11 protein-coding genes are annotated in these 13,751 nt (G+C 46.0%); 5 read left to right on the forward strand and 6 right to left on the reverse strand.

All coding sequences use genetic code 11. From position 1 onward, the window contains the following. Window positions 1-33 precede the first annotated feature (33 nt). Window positions 34-1,506 (forward strand): BNR-4 repeat-containing protein, encoded by a 1,473-nt coding sequence (locus DTQ70_RS02780; protein WP_122929395.1) that lies wholly within the window; start codon window positions 34-36, stop codon window positions 1,504-1,506. A 40-nt stretch (window positions 1,507-1,546) separates the two neighbouring features. Here DTQ70_RS02780 and DTQ70_RS02785 read toward each other — a convergent pair whose 3' ends face one another. From DTQ70_RS02785 to DTQ70_RS02805, 5 genes are all read right to left on the reverse strand, one after another. Continuing rightward, window positions 1,547-1,771, reverse strand: a complete 225-nt coding sequence (locus tag DTQ70_RS02785; RefSeq protein WP_122929396.1) for a ferredoxin — start codon at window positions 1,769-1,771, stop codon at window positions 1,547-1,549. Beyond that, window positions 1,764-3,011, reverse strand: a complete 1,248-nt coding sequence (locus DTQ70_RS02790; RefSeq protein WP_122929397.1) for a peptidase U32 family protein — start codon at window positions 3,009-3,011, stop codon at window positions 1,764-1,766. The genes DTQ70_RS02785 and DTQ70_RS02790 overlap by 8 nt, the downstream gene beginning before the upstream one ends. A 58-nt stretch (window positions 3,012-3,069) precedes the next feature. Further along, window positions 3,070-4,332, reverse strand: a complete 1,263-nt coding sequence (locus DTQ70_RS02795) for an aspartyl protease family protein (RefSeq protein WP_122929398.1) — start codon at window positions 4,330-4,332, stop codon at window positions 3,070-3,072. Window positions 4,333-4,471: 139 nt separating this feature from the next. Further along, window positions 4,472-5,098, reverse strand: coding sequence for a response regulator transcription factor (locus DTQ70_RS02800; RefSeq protein WP_122929399.1), 627 nt, complete (start codon window positions 5,096-5,098; stop codon window positions 4,472-4,474). A gap of 30 nt (window positions 5,099-5,128) precedes the next feature. After that, on the reverse strand, window positions 5,129-8,125 hold the full coding sequence (locus tag DTQ70_RS02805) for a sensor histidine kinase (RefSeq protein WP_122929400.1): 2,997 nt from the start codon (window positions 8,123-8,125) through the stop codon (window positions 5,129-5,131). 218 nt (window positions 8,126-8,343) lie between these two features. Here DTQ70_RS02805 and DTQ70_RS02810 point away from each other — a divergent pair, with 218 nt between their 5' ends. After that, the gene (locus DTQ70_RS02810) at window positions 8,344-9,591 is read left to right on the forward strand and encodes an FAD-binding oxidoreductase (RefSeq protein WP_122929401.1); all 1,248 of its coding nucleotides are present in this window, start codon (window positions 8,344-8,346) and stop codon (window positions 9,589-9,591) included. A 47-nt stretch (window positions 9,592-9,638) separates the two neighbouring features. On the opposite strand, the gene DTQ70_RS02815 is transcribed toward DTQ70_RS02810, so the two are convergent. Then, window positions 9,639-10,079 carry a hypothetical protein gene (locus DTQ70_RS02815; RefSeq protein ID WP_164489829.1) on the reverse strand — a complete coding sequence of 147 codons (441 nt, stop codon included), beginning with the start codon at window positions 10,077-10,079 and terminating at the stop codon, window positions 9,639-9,641. A gap of 370 nt (window positions 10,080-10,449) precedes the next feature. On the opposite strand from DTQ70_RS02815, the gene hisG reads away from it, so the two are divergent. The 3 genes from hisG to hisC are packed head-to-tail and all read left to right on the forward strand — an operon-like array spanning window position 10,450 to window position 13,745. Further along, the gene (gene hisG / locus DTQ70_RS02820) at window positions 10,450-11,304 is read left to right on the forward strand and encodes an ATP phosphoribosyltransferase (protein WP_122934248.1); all 855 of its coding nucleotides are present in this window, start codon (window positions 10,450-10,452) and stop codon (window positions 11,302-11,304) included. 28 nt (window positions 11,305-11,332) lie between these two features. Continuing rightward, window positions 11,333-12,601: a histidinol dehydrogenase gene (hisD, locus tag DTQ70_RS02825; RefSeq protein ID WP_122929403.1), complete on the forward strand. Its 1,269-nt coding sequence runs from the start codon at window positions 11,333-11,335 to the stop codon at window positions 12,599-12,601. A gap of 58 nt (window positions 12,602-12,659) precedes the next feature. Continuing rightward, on the forward strand, window positions 12,660-13,745 hold the full coding sequence (gene hisC / locus DTQ70_RS02830; protein ID WP_122929404.1) for a histidinol-phosphate transaminase: 1,086 nt from the start codon (window positions 12,660-12,662) through the stop codon (window positions 13,743-13,745). Window positions 13,746-13,751 lie beyond the last annotated feature (6 nt).

A 13,751-nucleotide genomic window follows, 5' to 3' on the forward strand; every position in this document is an offset into this window, starting at 1 on the left:
TAATTAGAAGCCCTATTCTATCCCCCCCAAACAATGAAAAACACCTTTTTCTACGCCATTACATTTACTGTTTTTTGCCTACCATTGCTACAAGCGCAAACCCTCAACCAGACCGATGATGGTTTTCGAGGGATTTGGTATCATATTGGTAAATTAGACAACGAATACGTTCATAAATACAGCGGTGGACTGGGTACGTACCCGTCTAACCACAATCCTTTTGCGGTGTACAGCCCAGAGGCGAACAAAACATTTTTTTGTTACGGTGGGGCTTCCAAAGCTGCCAAACCAAGCCTTTTGCACGAAATCGCCTTTTACGACCACCAAACGGGGCTGGTCTCAAAACCCACCATTGTACTCGACAAAGCCACCGACGACGCCCACGATAATCCCGTCTTGAATATCGACGCCCAAGGCTACATTTGGGTATTTTCAACTTCGCACGGGGTAGAACGCCCGTCGTATCTTCACCGTAGTCGCAAGCCGTACGACATCAGCGCCTTTGATAAAATAGAGGCTACTTTTGTGAAAGAGGGTCAAGAAACGGCGTTCAATAACTTTTCTTACCTGCAAAGTTATTACCAAAAAGGCAGCGGTTTTTTTCATTTGATGACGCATTACGAACGAGGAATCTTAAAGTACGGCGCCAAAAAACCGCGACGCACGATTGGTTTTATAACGAGTTTGGACGGGGTCAAATGGTCAGCAATCAAGAATATTGGCACCATTCAAGAAGGGCATTATCAGACCAGTGGGCAGTGGAAAAACAAAATTGGGACTTCGTTCAACATGCACCCCGATACCGAAAAAGGCGCGGGACTCGATTATCGAACCAATTTGTACTATGTAGAAACCTCCAATTTTGGTAAAACGTGGCAAAATGCGGCAGGTGAAACGATTCAGTTGCCGTTGGTTACACCCCAAAATACGGCATTGATTAAAGATTATCAGTCGTTGGGATTGAATGTTTATATCAACGACGTCGCTTATACTCCCAAAGGTTATCCCGTCATTTTGTACGTCACCAGCAAAGGCCCCGACCCAGGCCCAGCCCAAGGCCCGCATACGTGGCAAGTGGCGTCTTGGAACGGTAAAGCGTGGGACATCGCTACCGTAGCCCCTTCCGACCACAACTATGACATGGGTTCATTGTACATTGAAAGTGCCAATCGTTGGAAAATCATCGGCCCCGTGGAAGCAGGCCCTCAACCGTACGGCACGGGTGGAGAAGTGGGCGTGTGGGTGAGCAACAACCAAGGTAAAACGTGGAAAAAACAACCTTCTTTGACCCAAAAAAGCGTTTATAACCATTCGTATGTACGTCGGCCAGCCAATGTTCATCCCGATTTTTACGCTTTTTGGGCAGATGGGCACGCGCGTCAACCGTCGGAATCGGCCTTGTATTTTGCCAATCAAAAAGGGGAAGTATTTCGCTTGCCCCGCCAAATGACTACGGAAATGGCGAAGCCCGAACGGGTTTTTGTAACACCATCCCGAAAGTTCTGATACCATCCCGAAAGTTTCAGGACTTTCGGGATGGTGGGAACTACTGCAAAATCTGAATCACATTAACGGGACAGGCCGCCGCCGCTTGCTGATTTTGAGGAAGTTCGTCTTCCGAAAGTGAAATTTGATAAATCCCTTTTTTCTCTTTAGCACCCAACAACACGGCCTTCCCGTCTTTTTTTGACATCCGCCAGCGCTCAAACGCAATCTCGACGCAAGCATTGCAGCCGATGCAGCGGTTTCGGTAATGAAAGACTTTAAACATCGCTGCTCACTACTTTATAAAGTTTGTCCGAAGGTCTAATTTTTTCAGGAATCCGAATTGCTACCGTGTTTCCTTTCATGGCTTTATCGACCGAAGCGCCCGAATCGAGGCGAATTTCTTCGACGGTGGTTTCTACGTAGCCCGTAGTGGGGCCTGTTACGATGAGTTTGTCGCCCACTTTTACGTCGTGACTTTCAAGGACAAATTCACCCACACCCACACGTTCAAAATACTTGATGCCCTTGCCAATGTACAGTTTTTTCTGGGTAGCTACGGAGCCATATTGGTTGCTCCATTCTCCCATTTTTCTTCCCAAATAATAGCCGTCCCAAAAACCACGGTTGTACACACTGCTGAGGCGTTCTTTCCAATCTTCGATTTTTTCGGGGGTATAAGTGCCGTTTTCGAGGGCATCTACGGCTTCTCGGTAACATTGGGTCGTGGTATAAACGTAGTCGGCAGCGCGGCCACGTCCTTCAATCTTGAGTACGCTCACGCCTGCGTCAATGATTTTGTCCAAAAAGTCGATGGTACATAAGTCCTTGGCCGACATGATGTATTCGTTGTCGATTTTGAGTTCGATGCCTTCTTCGTCAGTCACCACGTACTCACGGCGGCAGTTTTGGATGCACGCACCGCGGTTGGCCGAGGCATTGTGGGAGTGCAAACTCAAATAACATTTGCCCGAAACTGCCATACAAAGTGCTCCGTGGGCAAAAATTTCGACCTGCACCAAATTACCCGACGGCCCCGTGATTTGATTACGGTGAATCGTTTTGACGATGTCGCCCACTTGCTTGAGGGTAAGTTCACGCGCCATTACCACCACGTCGGCGTAGTCGGCGTACAGTTCTACCGTTTCGATGTTGGTAATGTTCGATTGGGTCGAAATGTGCAACTCCATCCCTTTTTTACGGCAATAATTCATCACCGCCAAATCGGAAGCAATCACGGCCGTGATGCCCGCTTCTTTGGCTTGGTCGATGATACGACGCATGAGCGAAATGTCGTGGTCGTAAATAATCGTATTGAGCGTAATGTAACTTTTGACGTTGTGTTCTTTGCAGACGCGCGCCACTTCGGGCAAGTCATCTACGGTAAAGTTATTGGTTTGGCGGGCACGCATGTTGAGCTGTTCCACGCCAAAATACACCGAATTAGCACCTGCTTTAATGCCCGCCATCATTGATTCCCACGAACCAGCAGGGGCCATTATTTCGATAGTTTGCTTTGTTGCCATTGGACAAAAATTGAAGTCGTACAAATCGGCCACAAAGGTAACTTTTTTGTCGGAACCGTTAAATAACCCGCTTCAAGGCAAACTCGGCCACCACTAGGCGTCCGTCTCGCCGTACGACAAGTTGTACCTCCTTGCCTTCTTTTTGCTGAAATGTTCGATAAATCTCTGAAAGTGTGAGGGTTTGCACAGGTTCATGGTTAACTAACATCAATTGGTCGCCTATCTGAAGTCCCGCTTGGTGGGCAGGGGAGTTTTCGGTAATACTTTCGATAAAATAGTGACGAAAATCATTTCCTTTGGCCCTAATATCGATACCGCTCATGTCATGCTCAAATTTTTCGTTTAAAAATCGACGAACAGGTTTAAGAACGATGTAGCCTTCTTCGTAATTGAACGTTACCTTAAAACGTCGTAAAAACTCCCCTCCGAGGTTTCCATGTCGTTGGGGGGAGTTGGGGGAAAGTTTCATACCCAACGAACTGCTATCAGGGAAAGTCGCTAGTACGTCATTGAGTTCATACTGACCAATTCGGACTTTGGACAGACGCCCAATGTGTCCATTGATTTCTCCTCCTAATCCTACCCCTAGTTGGGCTTTGATGACTTTCTGAGGTAGTTGGAGATGCGAGGCGGCAGTATTGAGCATCAAAGCGTGCCCCGCGCCTGTATCCAATACCACCCGAATCGGCATTTCTTGGTTATTGGAAAATACCGTGACGGCATCTAAGTAGGGTTTTGAGCGTTCGATGGTAATGGGCAATTTACTGCCTTTTTTGGGAGAATATTTATAATGTTGTGGGGTCGTTAGCGTAAGTTCACTCGTTTGGAAATCAATGGTAACCACAAATTTACTAAAAAGCTCATAGCCAAAAATACCGTGAATCTGCGTGCCTACTAACTCCGAAAGCCGTAGCACATTATCATCCATCACCACGATGGTTTGCTTCAATCCCCGCATTTGTCCCATCACAAAGGTATTACCGATGGTCACATCAGCGCTGATAGGCTGTCCCCCACCGATGCCCTCAATGGCCATTTTCCGAACCGATTTCATACCGAGTTTTTGGGCTAGTTCACTATTGGTAAGCATCATCGAACTTACCCCCGTGTCTAAAATAAATCGTAAGGTATCAGAAGCATTGATTTTGACGGGCACGACAATCAAATTGGAATGTAATTCAAACGGAATACGGGTCGTCTTTCGACCGTGCAATAGGTGAAACCCGTGAATGTCTTCTTCCTTCTTGAGAGTTATGGCCAAAGTGCTGATACTCTGCACCAACAGTACACAACAAAGCAGGCAATAAGCGATAGATTTCATGGAAAGGAGGGTTTTGGTGAACGAAAACTGGCTGTCATCTTTCCCATGAAATTACACAAAAAACAAAATCGGCGCATCCCCCCAAAATGGTGTTTTTTGGAAAAATGCCCCGTTTTTTTATCCCCCAAAAAAGGGGATTTTATATTAATTTGTCTTTGACCGCTTTTTTCAGCGCTTCTGTCTTGTTGGTGACGTGTAGTTTTTGGTAAATATTCCGAATGTGGGTTTTTACTGTTTCGACACTGATAAACAATTCGTCGGCAATCGAATGATAGGTTTTTCCTTTGGCCAACAAGGTCAATACGTCGGTTTCGCGGTCAGAAAGTGGCGAATTCAGGTTTCTTTGAAAAGACTTTACCACCAACGATGCAATCTTAGAACTCATCGGAGCACCACCAGTTAGCACTTCATCAATGGCGTTCAAAAGGCGAATGTGGTCGGTATCTTTTGTTAAATACCCCGACGCGCCCGCACACAATGCTTCAAACACAAGTTTGCTGTCTTCGTGTACGCTAATCACCAAAATGGTGGTGGAGGGGCGCTCGCGCAAAATGCGTTTGATGCCTTCAATGCCGTGCATTCCTGGCAGCTCAAGGTCAATCAAAACCAGCTCAGGCGCGTCTTTTCGCAGGTTTTTCAAGGCATCCATGCAGTTGGTGTAGGTATTTACTACCCTAAACCGCTGTTGGCTTCCGATGATGAGCGCCAAGCCATCTTTGACCGCTTCGTTGTCTTCAATGACTGTAATTTTTGTAACGTTATTCATTATACGTATTTTGTTTAGGCCCCCTTCTTTCTACCGAATTTTGGGGGAGGCTGTTTTAGTAGGAATCGTACCCGTCAGTGTGAGCGATGTTCCCGAAGGTAATCGGGGCGCAATCACGAGCGAGCAATGAATTTTTTCGGCACGTTGACGCATGTTATTAAGCCCTTTGTGATAACCATCGGTGGGAAAAACAATCCCGCAACCGTCGTCTTCCAACGAAAAAGAAACGTTTCGCCCTTGAAGGGTTGCACAAAAGTAAATATTTTGGCATTGTGCATGTTTAATACAGTTGGTTAAAGCTTCTTTAAAAATCATAATAACCTGAATACTCCAACCTGGCGGTAAGGTTACATTTTCGAGCTCAAAAGGTATGGTGGTATTGGAGTGAAACCGTATGGTGGTGTCCTGAAGAAGGTTTTCACCAAAGTCTTTGATGTACAAAACAAGCTCTTTGACAAGGTTGCTTTCGGGGTCAATCGCCCAAATAAAATCTTTGGTGTCCCGAAATAACCGCACCACATTTTTCTCAATTTCGCCCACAATTCTTTTTTCTTCGTTGCCCGTTTCTCTGCTTTCGTACCTCAATTTAAGAACACTCGATTGCATCCGAATCGCCGCAAGTCGATTCCCCAGTTCGTCGTGAAAATCTTGTGCTAACTGCACGCGAATCGCCGCTTCGGCTTCTTGTTTGAGCTTTTCATAGGCCAACACCCGCCGCGTACGGCGCTGAATATAAAACTGTTGGGCAATACCTATTGATGCTATCACCAGGCTAATCATCAAGGCAATAAACCAAGACCGCTGATAAAAAGGCGGCACAATCTCAAACGCATACACGGCCGTTTCTCCCCAGCGATTATCACCCAAGGACGCCCGAACTTTGAACTGATACTTACCTGGATTTAGGTGCGAATAGACAACACTCGTTTGCTCCGTAGGCCCTAACCACGCATCGTCCTGGCCTTCCAGTTGGTATTGGTACCTGACCAGGTTAGGATGGCTATGATTAATAGATATGAAGCTGATTTTAAGCTGATTACGCGCATGAGGAAGCGCCAAGCCGTTGGGTACGTTATACCATGTATTTTTACTTTTGGCAAATCGAACCAAGTTTGTCGTGTCAAACGGAGATTTAACTTCGGTAAAATGAACTTTGGGCAAAGTTGGTAAGCGAAATTTTGGATTTTCACGGTAATGAAAAATTCCTTTGATGGTGCCAATCCAAAAGTCACCGTTCGGGCTTACGTAAGCCGTATTGGCGTTGGTTTCACGGGCTGTAAATCCGTCGGTTTCGTTAAAGTGCCGAATAGAAGCAATGCGGAATTGCGCATCCAACGTCAAAAGGTCAATCCCCCGTTCTGTACCTATCCAAAGCCGCCCTTTTTGGTCAAAACTCGTATTATAAATAAGGTTAGAACATAACCCTTGCTTGACGGTAAAAAAGCGTTTTTGTTTGGTTTTTGGATCAAAAACAACCACGCCATCTTCAAAACTACCCAAGGCCAAGAGTCCGTCGTGGCGCTGCGCCATACTTAGTGCAGGAAATGAAGCAATTTCGTTATCGTACTGAAAGTCAGAAATTTTACCGTTGCGAACAACATTCAAACCCCTGGGCCCCGCCGTCAACAGTTCGCCCGATTGCAACAACAGTGTGCGCCTCACAAAACTACCTTTGAGCCCTTCTTTGGAATGAAAATGCTGGAACGATTTTCCATCGAATAATAAAACACCGTTTGAAGTGCTTATCCAAACGTCCTTCCCTTTGCCTGCTTGCATAAACAGCGTAACGCCTTGGGACGAGATGTATTCGTCGAGGGGAAAATATGTTACCTTATCGGCTTGCACTTTATAAACCCCTGGTCCTGACAATCCTACCCACACATTTCCTTCATTATCAACGGATAAGCAGTTAACTCTTTTGCGTTGAAGGGGTAGTGGAACGGGCAAAGGTCGGTTAGTTTGGGTATCAATAATGTCTAATCCTCCATCAAAATAGCTTACCCAGAGTTTCCCCGTGGGCGATAAAGCCAAGGACGAAATCGTGTTCCCGTGCAAGCCAGTTTGTGTGTTAAGACTCGTAAAGGCAGGGTTGGTGAACTTATACACGCCGTCGCCGTCGGTAGTAAACCAAAGATTTCCTTCACGGTCTTCGAGCAGTCCACGAACCATAAAGTTGGAAAAGCCATTGTCGGCATTAAATCGCAGGATATTTCCTTGCTGATACCGCAACGCTCCTATCGACAGCCCCATCCAAATACTACCGTCGGAGGCTTCGGTCATTTCGTGGACAATGTCGTGGCTAATAGGTGTCAGCGCCGAAGGTGTTTTTGCTTTTGTGGTAAAAACACCTTCGTCAGTACCTAGCCAAAGAAGCCCTTGATTATCAAAGAGAATACTTCGCAATACCAACGCTGGCGAAAAATTATAGCGGCGAAATAACCCTTTGGGAGTCACCTCAAAAATCTCTCCGCTGTAGGTCGAAACCATGAGTTTGCCGTCGGGTGTCACCGACATATCACTAAAAAAAGAAGGTCGGTCGGAGCTGTTTTTTTTCAAAAACCGAAGACTATCCCCCAGTAGTAAACCCAATTGACTAGCGTTACAAATGGCATAGACATTGCCTTTGGTGTCACCAATGACCGACGAAACGGTGTAGGGCTCGCGGTCGGATGTGCGTACGGGGCGGGTGCGTTGTCCATCGTAAATCGACAACCCAAAGGGGGTTCCCATGTACATGGTACCCTTGGTGTCGATTTCGAGCGATAAAATATTGTTGGCGGGCAGGTTATCTTCTTTTCGGTAGGTCGTAAAATGCAAGCCATCAAAACGCGAAAGCCCTCCCCCCCGAGTTGAAAGCCAAATATAGCCCAAGCGGTCTTGTTCGATGTCGGTGACTTGCGATTGTCCCAACCCCGAAAAGATGTCATAGTGCTGAAAATGATATACCTGCGCTACGGATGTATGTACCACCCACATGACCCAAATGGACACAAGCCATCCGCAGGTCTTTGCTCGTCTGCTTAACATTTCACGACTGTCACGTTAAAAGTGAAGTGGACAAAAATACGATAAATCCACGGAAGACCAAGAGACGTATAAAATACCTTTTGTCGTTCCGACAAACGAAAAAATATAAAAGTCAATATTTCATTAAAAGTCGTCAAAAATCCTCCACCGAGCTGTCGATACTTATTGTAATTTTGGCCATCCAACTTGGCAAGGAATACTACATAAAAAAGTTTACTATGAGCAACATTACGATTGTAGGCGGAGGCGTGAGTGGCCTTTTTTCGGCCTATTACCTCCAGCAAGCAGGCCACAAAGTCGCTATTATTGAACAAGGAAACTTCAGCGACGGCTGTTCGTTTGGCAACGCGGGCATGATTGTACCGAGCCACATCGTACCCTTGGCTCAACCTGGCATGATTTCCAAAGGGCTTCGCTGGATGCTCAAGTCAACAAGTCCATTTTACGTCAAACCAAGATTGAGCTGGGACTTAATGCGCTGGGGAATGTTGTTTTGGAAACATTCGACGGAAGAACACGTACAGCGCTCAATTCCTATTTTAAGAGACATGAGTTTGTTGAGTAAACAACTATTTCAAGAGCTTGCTGCAACCAACGAAGTAGATTTTGGGTGGCACGAGCGCGGGTTGTTGATGTTGTACAAAAACGCCGACACCGAACACGAAATGGCCGAAGAAGCCGCAATTGCCAACAAAGCAGGCATTGTAGCCGAAGTGCTCGATGGACGCCAAGTACAAAACCTCGAACCCGACGTGAAGGTGGACGTACGCGGGGGAGTCTATTACCCTGGCGATGCCCACATTACGCCTAATTTGCTCATCAAAAATTTGGTTGGTTATCTCCAAGCCAAAGGCGTCGCTTTTTACGAAAATCAAGAAGTAACAGATTTTGAGAAAAATGGAAAAAAAATAACGGCTGTCCTGACCCGTACGGGAAAATTTGAAGTGGATGAATTGGTGATAGCCGCAGGGGCATGGTCGCCCGTGTTGAGTGAAAAATTGGGTATTTCGTTGCCCCTACAAGGCGGAAAAGGCTACAGTTTTATGCTAAAAAATAAAACCAACAATATCCACGTCCCAGCCATCATGTTGGAAGCACGCGCCACAGCCACACCGATGGGCAGCGACTTGCGTTTTGCGGGGACGCTTGAAGTGGCAGGAACGGATTTGAGTATAAATATGAACCGAGTGCGGGGAATTGTGCAGGGAATCAATAATTATTATCCCGAAATTGAAGTGCAACTTCCTGAAAAAGAAAAAGTTTGGAGCGGATTACGCCCGTGTTCGCCCGACGGTATTCCGTACGTGGGTCGAGTCGAGCATTTTGATAACCTTACCCTCGCCACGGGCCACGGAATGATGGGAATTAGCCTTGGGCCTGCCACGGGGAAGCTAGTGTCGGAGATTGTGACCCATGAACCTACCAGTATGAATATGCAACCTTTTGCACCTTTACGTTTTTCTTAAAAGTAAAACCTCCCGAAAGTTTGGAACTTTCGGGAGGTTGAAGCAAATTAGTTATTTGAATGTGGCATTGATTTTTTCTTCTCCAAATAAAGCGCCCATTGCTCAGGGGTCAGAATTTTTTGGTACTTTGCCTCGCGTTCAGTCCACCACGTATCTACCAATTTACGAATATCCTGCAACTCTTGCTGCGTTGGACGTGTATTAGCGTGGGTTTTCATAAACGCCTCTTGATAGTCCATCATCCGCAAACAATAATCCAAATTCACCGTTTCGACCGAAATCTCTTGGTCTTCGTTTAATTTTAGTTTTTTCTTCATCCATTTGGTTTGGTCTTCGGCCATTTTGTCCGAAGTAAGCGCCTTTGGAGGTGGATTCGGTGTTTGAGGAAGTCGGCCACCGTAGCCTCCTCGCCCGTAGCCGCCGTAACCATACTGCGCCATTGAACTAACACTTACAAATAGCAGCGCAACGAGAAAAAAAAGCTTCATGTTCATCGTAATCGTTTTTATAAAAAGTGACTGATAAAGTACTTGTATCAATTTATTTCCAAAAATAAATCGAAAAAACAAACCCACCACATTTCTTGCGCAATTTCTCAAAATGACGTGTTTTTAAACTGCTACTGTCTTTTTTTGTACAAATCCTTGACAATCCTGCCTGACCGTCCTACATTTGTGGCATCAATTTGTACAATTCTTCGTGAAAACACAGAACTACGCCTTTTTTCGACATCGTCACTTCCACGCCTGCGGGCGAGCGTAGAACCTTTTTAGTTAAGTTTTTCACATTTTTCAATGGTCTCGTGGTTGTCTTGAAGACGAAATGGAACCTACCCCCACTGTTAAACACAAACAATTCATGTTACGTATTGCCATTCAAAAATCGGGACGTTTGAGCGACGATTCCATTAAGTTATTTAAAGAATGTGGTATCCGTTTTGAGAGCGGTTCGACGGGTAAACTCAAGTCTCTTTCGACCAATTTCCCTGCGGAGTTTCTTTTTCTTCGCGACGATGATATTCCAGGTTACGTAGAAGACGGCGTAGCTGATTTGGGCATTGTGGGCGAAAACGTACTCGTTGAGTCGAGCAAAAACGTACGTGTCGTTCACCAATTAGGCTTCTCAAAATGCCGCCTTTCGTTGGCGATTCCGCGCAGTACGCAGTGGAACGGTGTGCAAGACCTTCAGGGACGCGGTATTGCGACTTCTTATCCACGGATTTTAGGAAATTATCTCCAAGAACACGGCGTAGAAGCCGAAATCCACGAAATCAGTGGCTCAGTCGAAATCGCGCCAAGTATCGGTTTGGCCGATGCCGTGTGCGATATTGTTAGCTCAGGCAGCACATTGTTGAGCAATGGTTTGAAAGAGGTAGAAGTAATTTTCAAATCAGAGGCTGTTCTAATTGGAAGCAATCAATTATCGAACGAAAAACAAGTAATTTTGGAGAGCCTCCTGTTCCGAATTAATGCCGTCCAAGCAGCACAAAGCAACAAATACATCGTACTTAATAGTCCTGTCGAAGCCATTGACCAAATTGCGGCTTTGCTTCCAGGCATGAAAGCCCCCACCGTAGTACCTTTGAAAACGGAAGGATGGGTGTCGTTGCATTCGGTGATCAATGAAAACGATTTTTGGACCAACATCGTCAAAATCCGCGAAGCAGGCGCCGAGGGAATCTTGGTTATTCCGATTGAAAAGATGGTTTACTAACAAGTTTCAAAACGAGTTATCTGTCACTATGCAAATTATTCCTTTTCCTAAAAAATCAGACTGGCCTGCTTTATTGGCACGACCAACGCAAAGTATTGCCAATATCGAGCAAGCTGTAGCGCCTATTTTGGAGAAAGTCCGTACCGAGGGCGACGCTGCCATTCGTGCATTGACGTTACAGTTTGATAAAATTAAACTTGGGGAAATTGCCATGCCCCAAGCCACCATCGACGCTGCCGAAGCGGCGCTTTCGGAGGAACTAAAAGCGGCAATTCGCCAAGCATACCAAAACATCCGTACCTTTCACGAGGCGCAATACCAACCCGTACAGAAAATCGAGACGATGCCTGGGGTGACGTGTTGGCGTAAAAGTGTCGGAATTGACAAGGTAGGTTTGTACATTCCAGGTGGGTCGGCTCCCTTGTTTAGTACGGTGCTGATGCTGGGCGTCCCTGCCCAATTGGCAGGCTGCCGCGAAGTTGTTCTATGTACACCAAGCGACCACCCTGCAATCTTGTACGCGGCTCAATTGGTGGGAGTAACAAAGATATTTCGCGTAGGTGGCGCACAAGCTATTGCGGCGATGGCCTACGGAACAGAGTCAGTACCAAAGGTGTATAAAATCTTTGGCCCAGGTAACCAATACGTGACAGCCGCCAAAATGTTATTGGCCAAAGAGGGCGTGGCGATAGACATGCCTGCGGGGCCGTCGGAAGTAGCGGTGTATGCCGATGCTACCGCGTTGCCGTCGTTTGTTGCGGCCGATTTGTTGTCGCAGGCCGAGCACGGGGCCGACAGTCAAGTATTATTGGTATCGACGGACAAAAAGTTTTTAGCCGCCGTCAATCTTACTTTATCGACGCAGTTGGAAGCCCTACCGCGCAAAGAACTGGCGCGCCAAGCTATTGAGAACAGCAAGGCGATTTTGGTTGAAACCCAAGAAGAAGCCATTGAATTGCTGAACGAATACGCGGCGGAACACTTGATTTTAAGCGTCGAAAATGCCGAGGCAGTGAGCGAACAGATTTACAACGCGGGCTCGATTTTTTTAGGAAATTATACTCCTGAGTCATGCGGAGACTATGCGTCGGGTACGAACCATACCTTGCCCACTAACGGTCACGCGCGGGCGTACAGCGGGGTGTCGCTAGATAGTTTCGTGAAAAAGATTACGGTTCAGCACATTACGCCGGAAGGGCTTAAAGAACTTGGCCCAACCGTGGAAGCCATGGCCGAAGCCGAATCGCTCCAAGCGCACAAACGCGCCGTGAGTTTGCGATTGAGTAGTTTGAAGTAATGCCCAGTTATATCATATTTACGAATTTCAATGAAGTGGGTTGCCACTTTTTAATACAATGATATTTGATTTAGCTTCGATTCTTCGTCCACACATTTTGAATTTGGTACCTTATTCCTCGGCGCGCGATGAATATACGGGCAAAGAAGGGGTGTTTTTGGATGCCAATGAAAACCCGTACCAATCGGTGAATGGGCAGCAGTGGAACCGCTACCCTGACCCTTACCAATGGGCTATTAAAGAAAAACTTGCTCCTATCAAAGGGGTTCGTCCTAGTCAAATATTCTTAGGAAATGGCTCTGACGAACCGATAGATTTGCTCGTTCGGGCTACTTGTACGCCGCGCGAGGATAATATTCTCATCATGCCGCCCACTTATGGCATGTATCAGGTAAGCGCTGATATTAATGATGTTCCTATTATTAAAGTACCGCTGACGCCTGATTTTCAAATTGATACTGAAAAAGTGTTGGCAGCTGTTACGCCAAAGACCAAAATTATTTGGATTTGTTCCCCCAACAATCCCAGTGGAAATTTGGTAAAACGGGAAGCCATTTTGACCATTTTGGCCAATTTTTCAGGTTTGGTCGTGGTGGATGAAGCTTATATTGATTTTGCTGAAGTTCCCGAAAGTTTAGAACTTTCGGGAAGTTTGACGGCCTCATTTACCAACGAATTGGACAATTACCCCAATCTTATCGTACTTCAAACGTTTTCTAAAGCGTGGGGGTTGGCTTCGTTGCGTTTAGGGATGTGCTTTGCGTCGGAAGAAATCATCAGAGTACTTAATAAAATTAAGCCTCCTTACAATCTCAGCGGGGCTACTCAGGCGATTTTGTTGGAAGCCCTCGATTTTGTAGAAATCAAAAATCAGTTGGTGAAAGAAATTTTAGCCGAAAGAGAGAGGTTAGCGCAGGAGTTGGTTGTCATACCTACAGTGAAGCATATTTATCCGTCAGACGCTAATTTTTTATTGGTAAAATTTGAGAAAGCCAAGCAGCTCTTTGATGATTTAATTGAACAAAAAATCATCGTCCGCGACCGCTCGAAAGTAACCCTTTGCGAAGATTGCCTGCGCATAACGGTTGGGACAAGCGAGGAAAATAATGTACTACTGGAAGCGTTAAAAATACTAAGCAAATAATAATCC

The organism is Runella sp. SP2 (assembly GCF_003711225.1).
GTDB lineage: Bacteria > Bacteroidota > Bacteroidia > Cytophagales > Spirosomataceae > Runella.

Bases quoted from the DNA above. Each gene is read 5' to 3' on its own strand.
- DTQ70_RS02790 (WP_122929397.1), bottom strand. From the start codon at position 3,011: ATGGCAACAAAGCAAACTATCGAAATAATGGCCCCTGCTGGTTCGTGG.
- DTQ70_RS02800 (WP_122929399.1), bottom strand. From the start codon at position 5,098: ATGAATAACGTTACAAAAATTACAGTCATTGAAGACAACGAAGCGGTC.
- DTQ70_RS02780 (WP_122929395.1), top strand. From the start codon at position 34: ATGAAAAACACCTTTTTCTACGCCATTACATTTACTGTTTTTTGCCTA.
- DTQ70_RS02795 (WP_122929398.1), bottom strand. From the start codon at position 4,332: ATGAAATCTATCGCTTATTGCCTGCTTTGTTGTGTACTGTTGGTGCAG.
- DTQ70_RS02785 (WP_122929396.1), bottom strand. From the start codon at position 1,771: ATGTTTAAAGTCTTTCATTACCGAAACCGCTGCATCGGCTGCAATGCT.
- hisG (WP_122934248.1), top strand. From the start codon at position 10,450: ATGTTACGTATTGCCATTCAAAAATCGGGACGTTTGAGCGACGATTCC.
- hisC (WP_122929404.1), top strand. From the start codon at position 12,660: ATGATATTTGATTTAGCTTCGATTCTTCGTCCACACATTTTGAATTTG.
- DTQ70_RS02815 (WP_164489829.1), bottom strand. From the start codon at position 10,079: ATGAAGCTTTTTTTTCTCGTTGCGCTGCTATTTGTAAGTGTTAGTTCA.
- DTQ70_RS02805 (WP_122929400.1), bottom strand. From the start codon at position 8,125: ATGTTAAGCAGACGAGCAAAGACCTGCGGATGGCTTGTGTCCATTTGG.
- DTQ70_RS02810 (WP_122929401.1), top strand. From the start codon at position 8,344: ATGAGCAACATTACGATTGTAGGCGGAGGCGTGAGTGGCCTTTTTTCG.
- hisD (WP_122929403.1), top strand. From the start codon at position 11,333: ATGCAAATTATTCCTTTTCCTAAAAAATCAGACTGGCCTGCTTTATTG.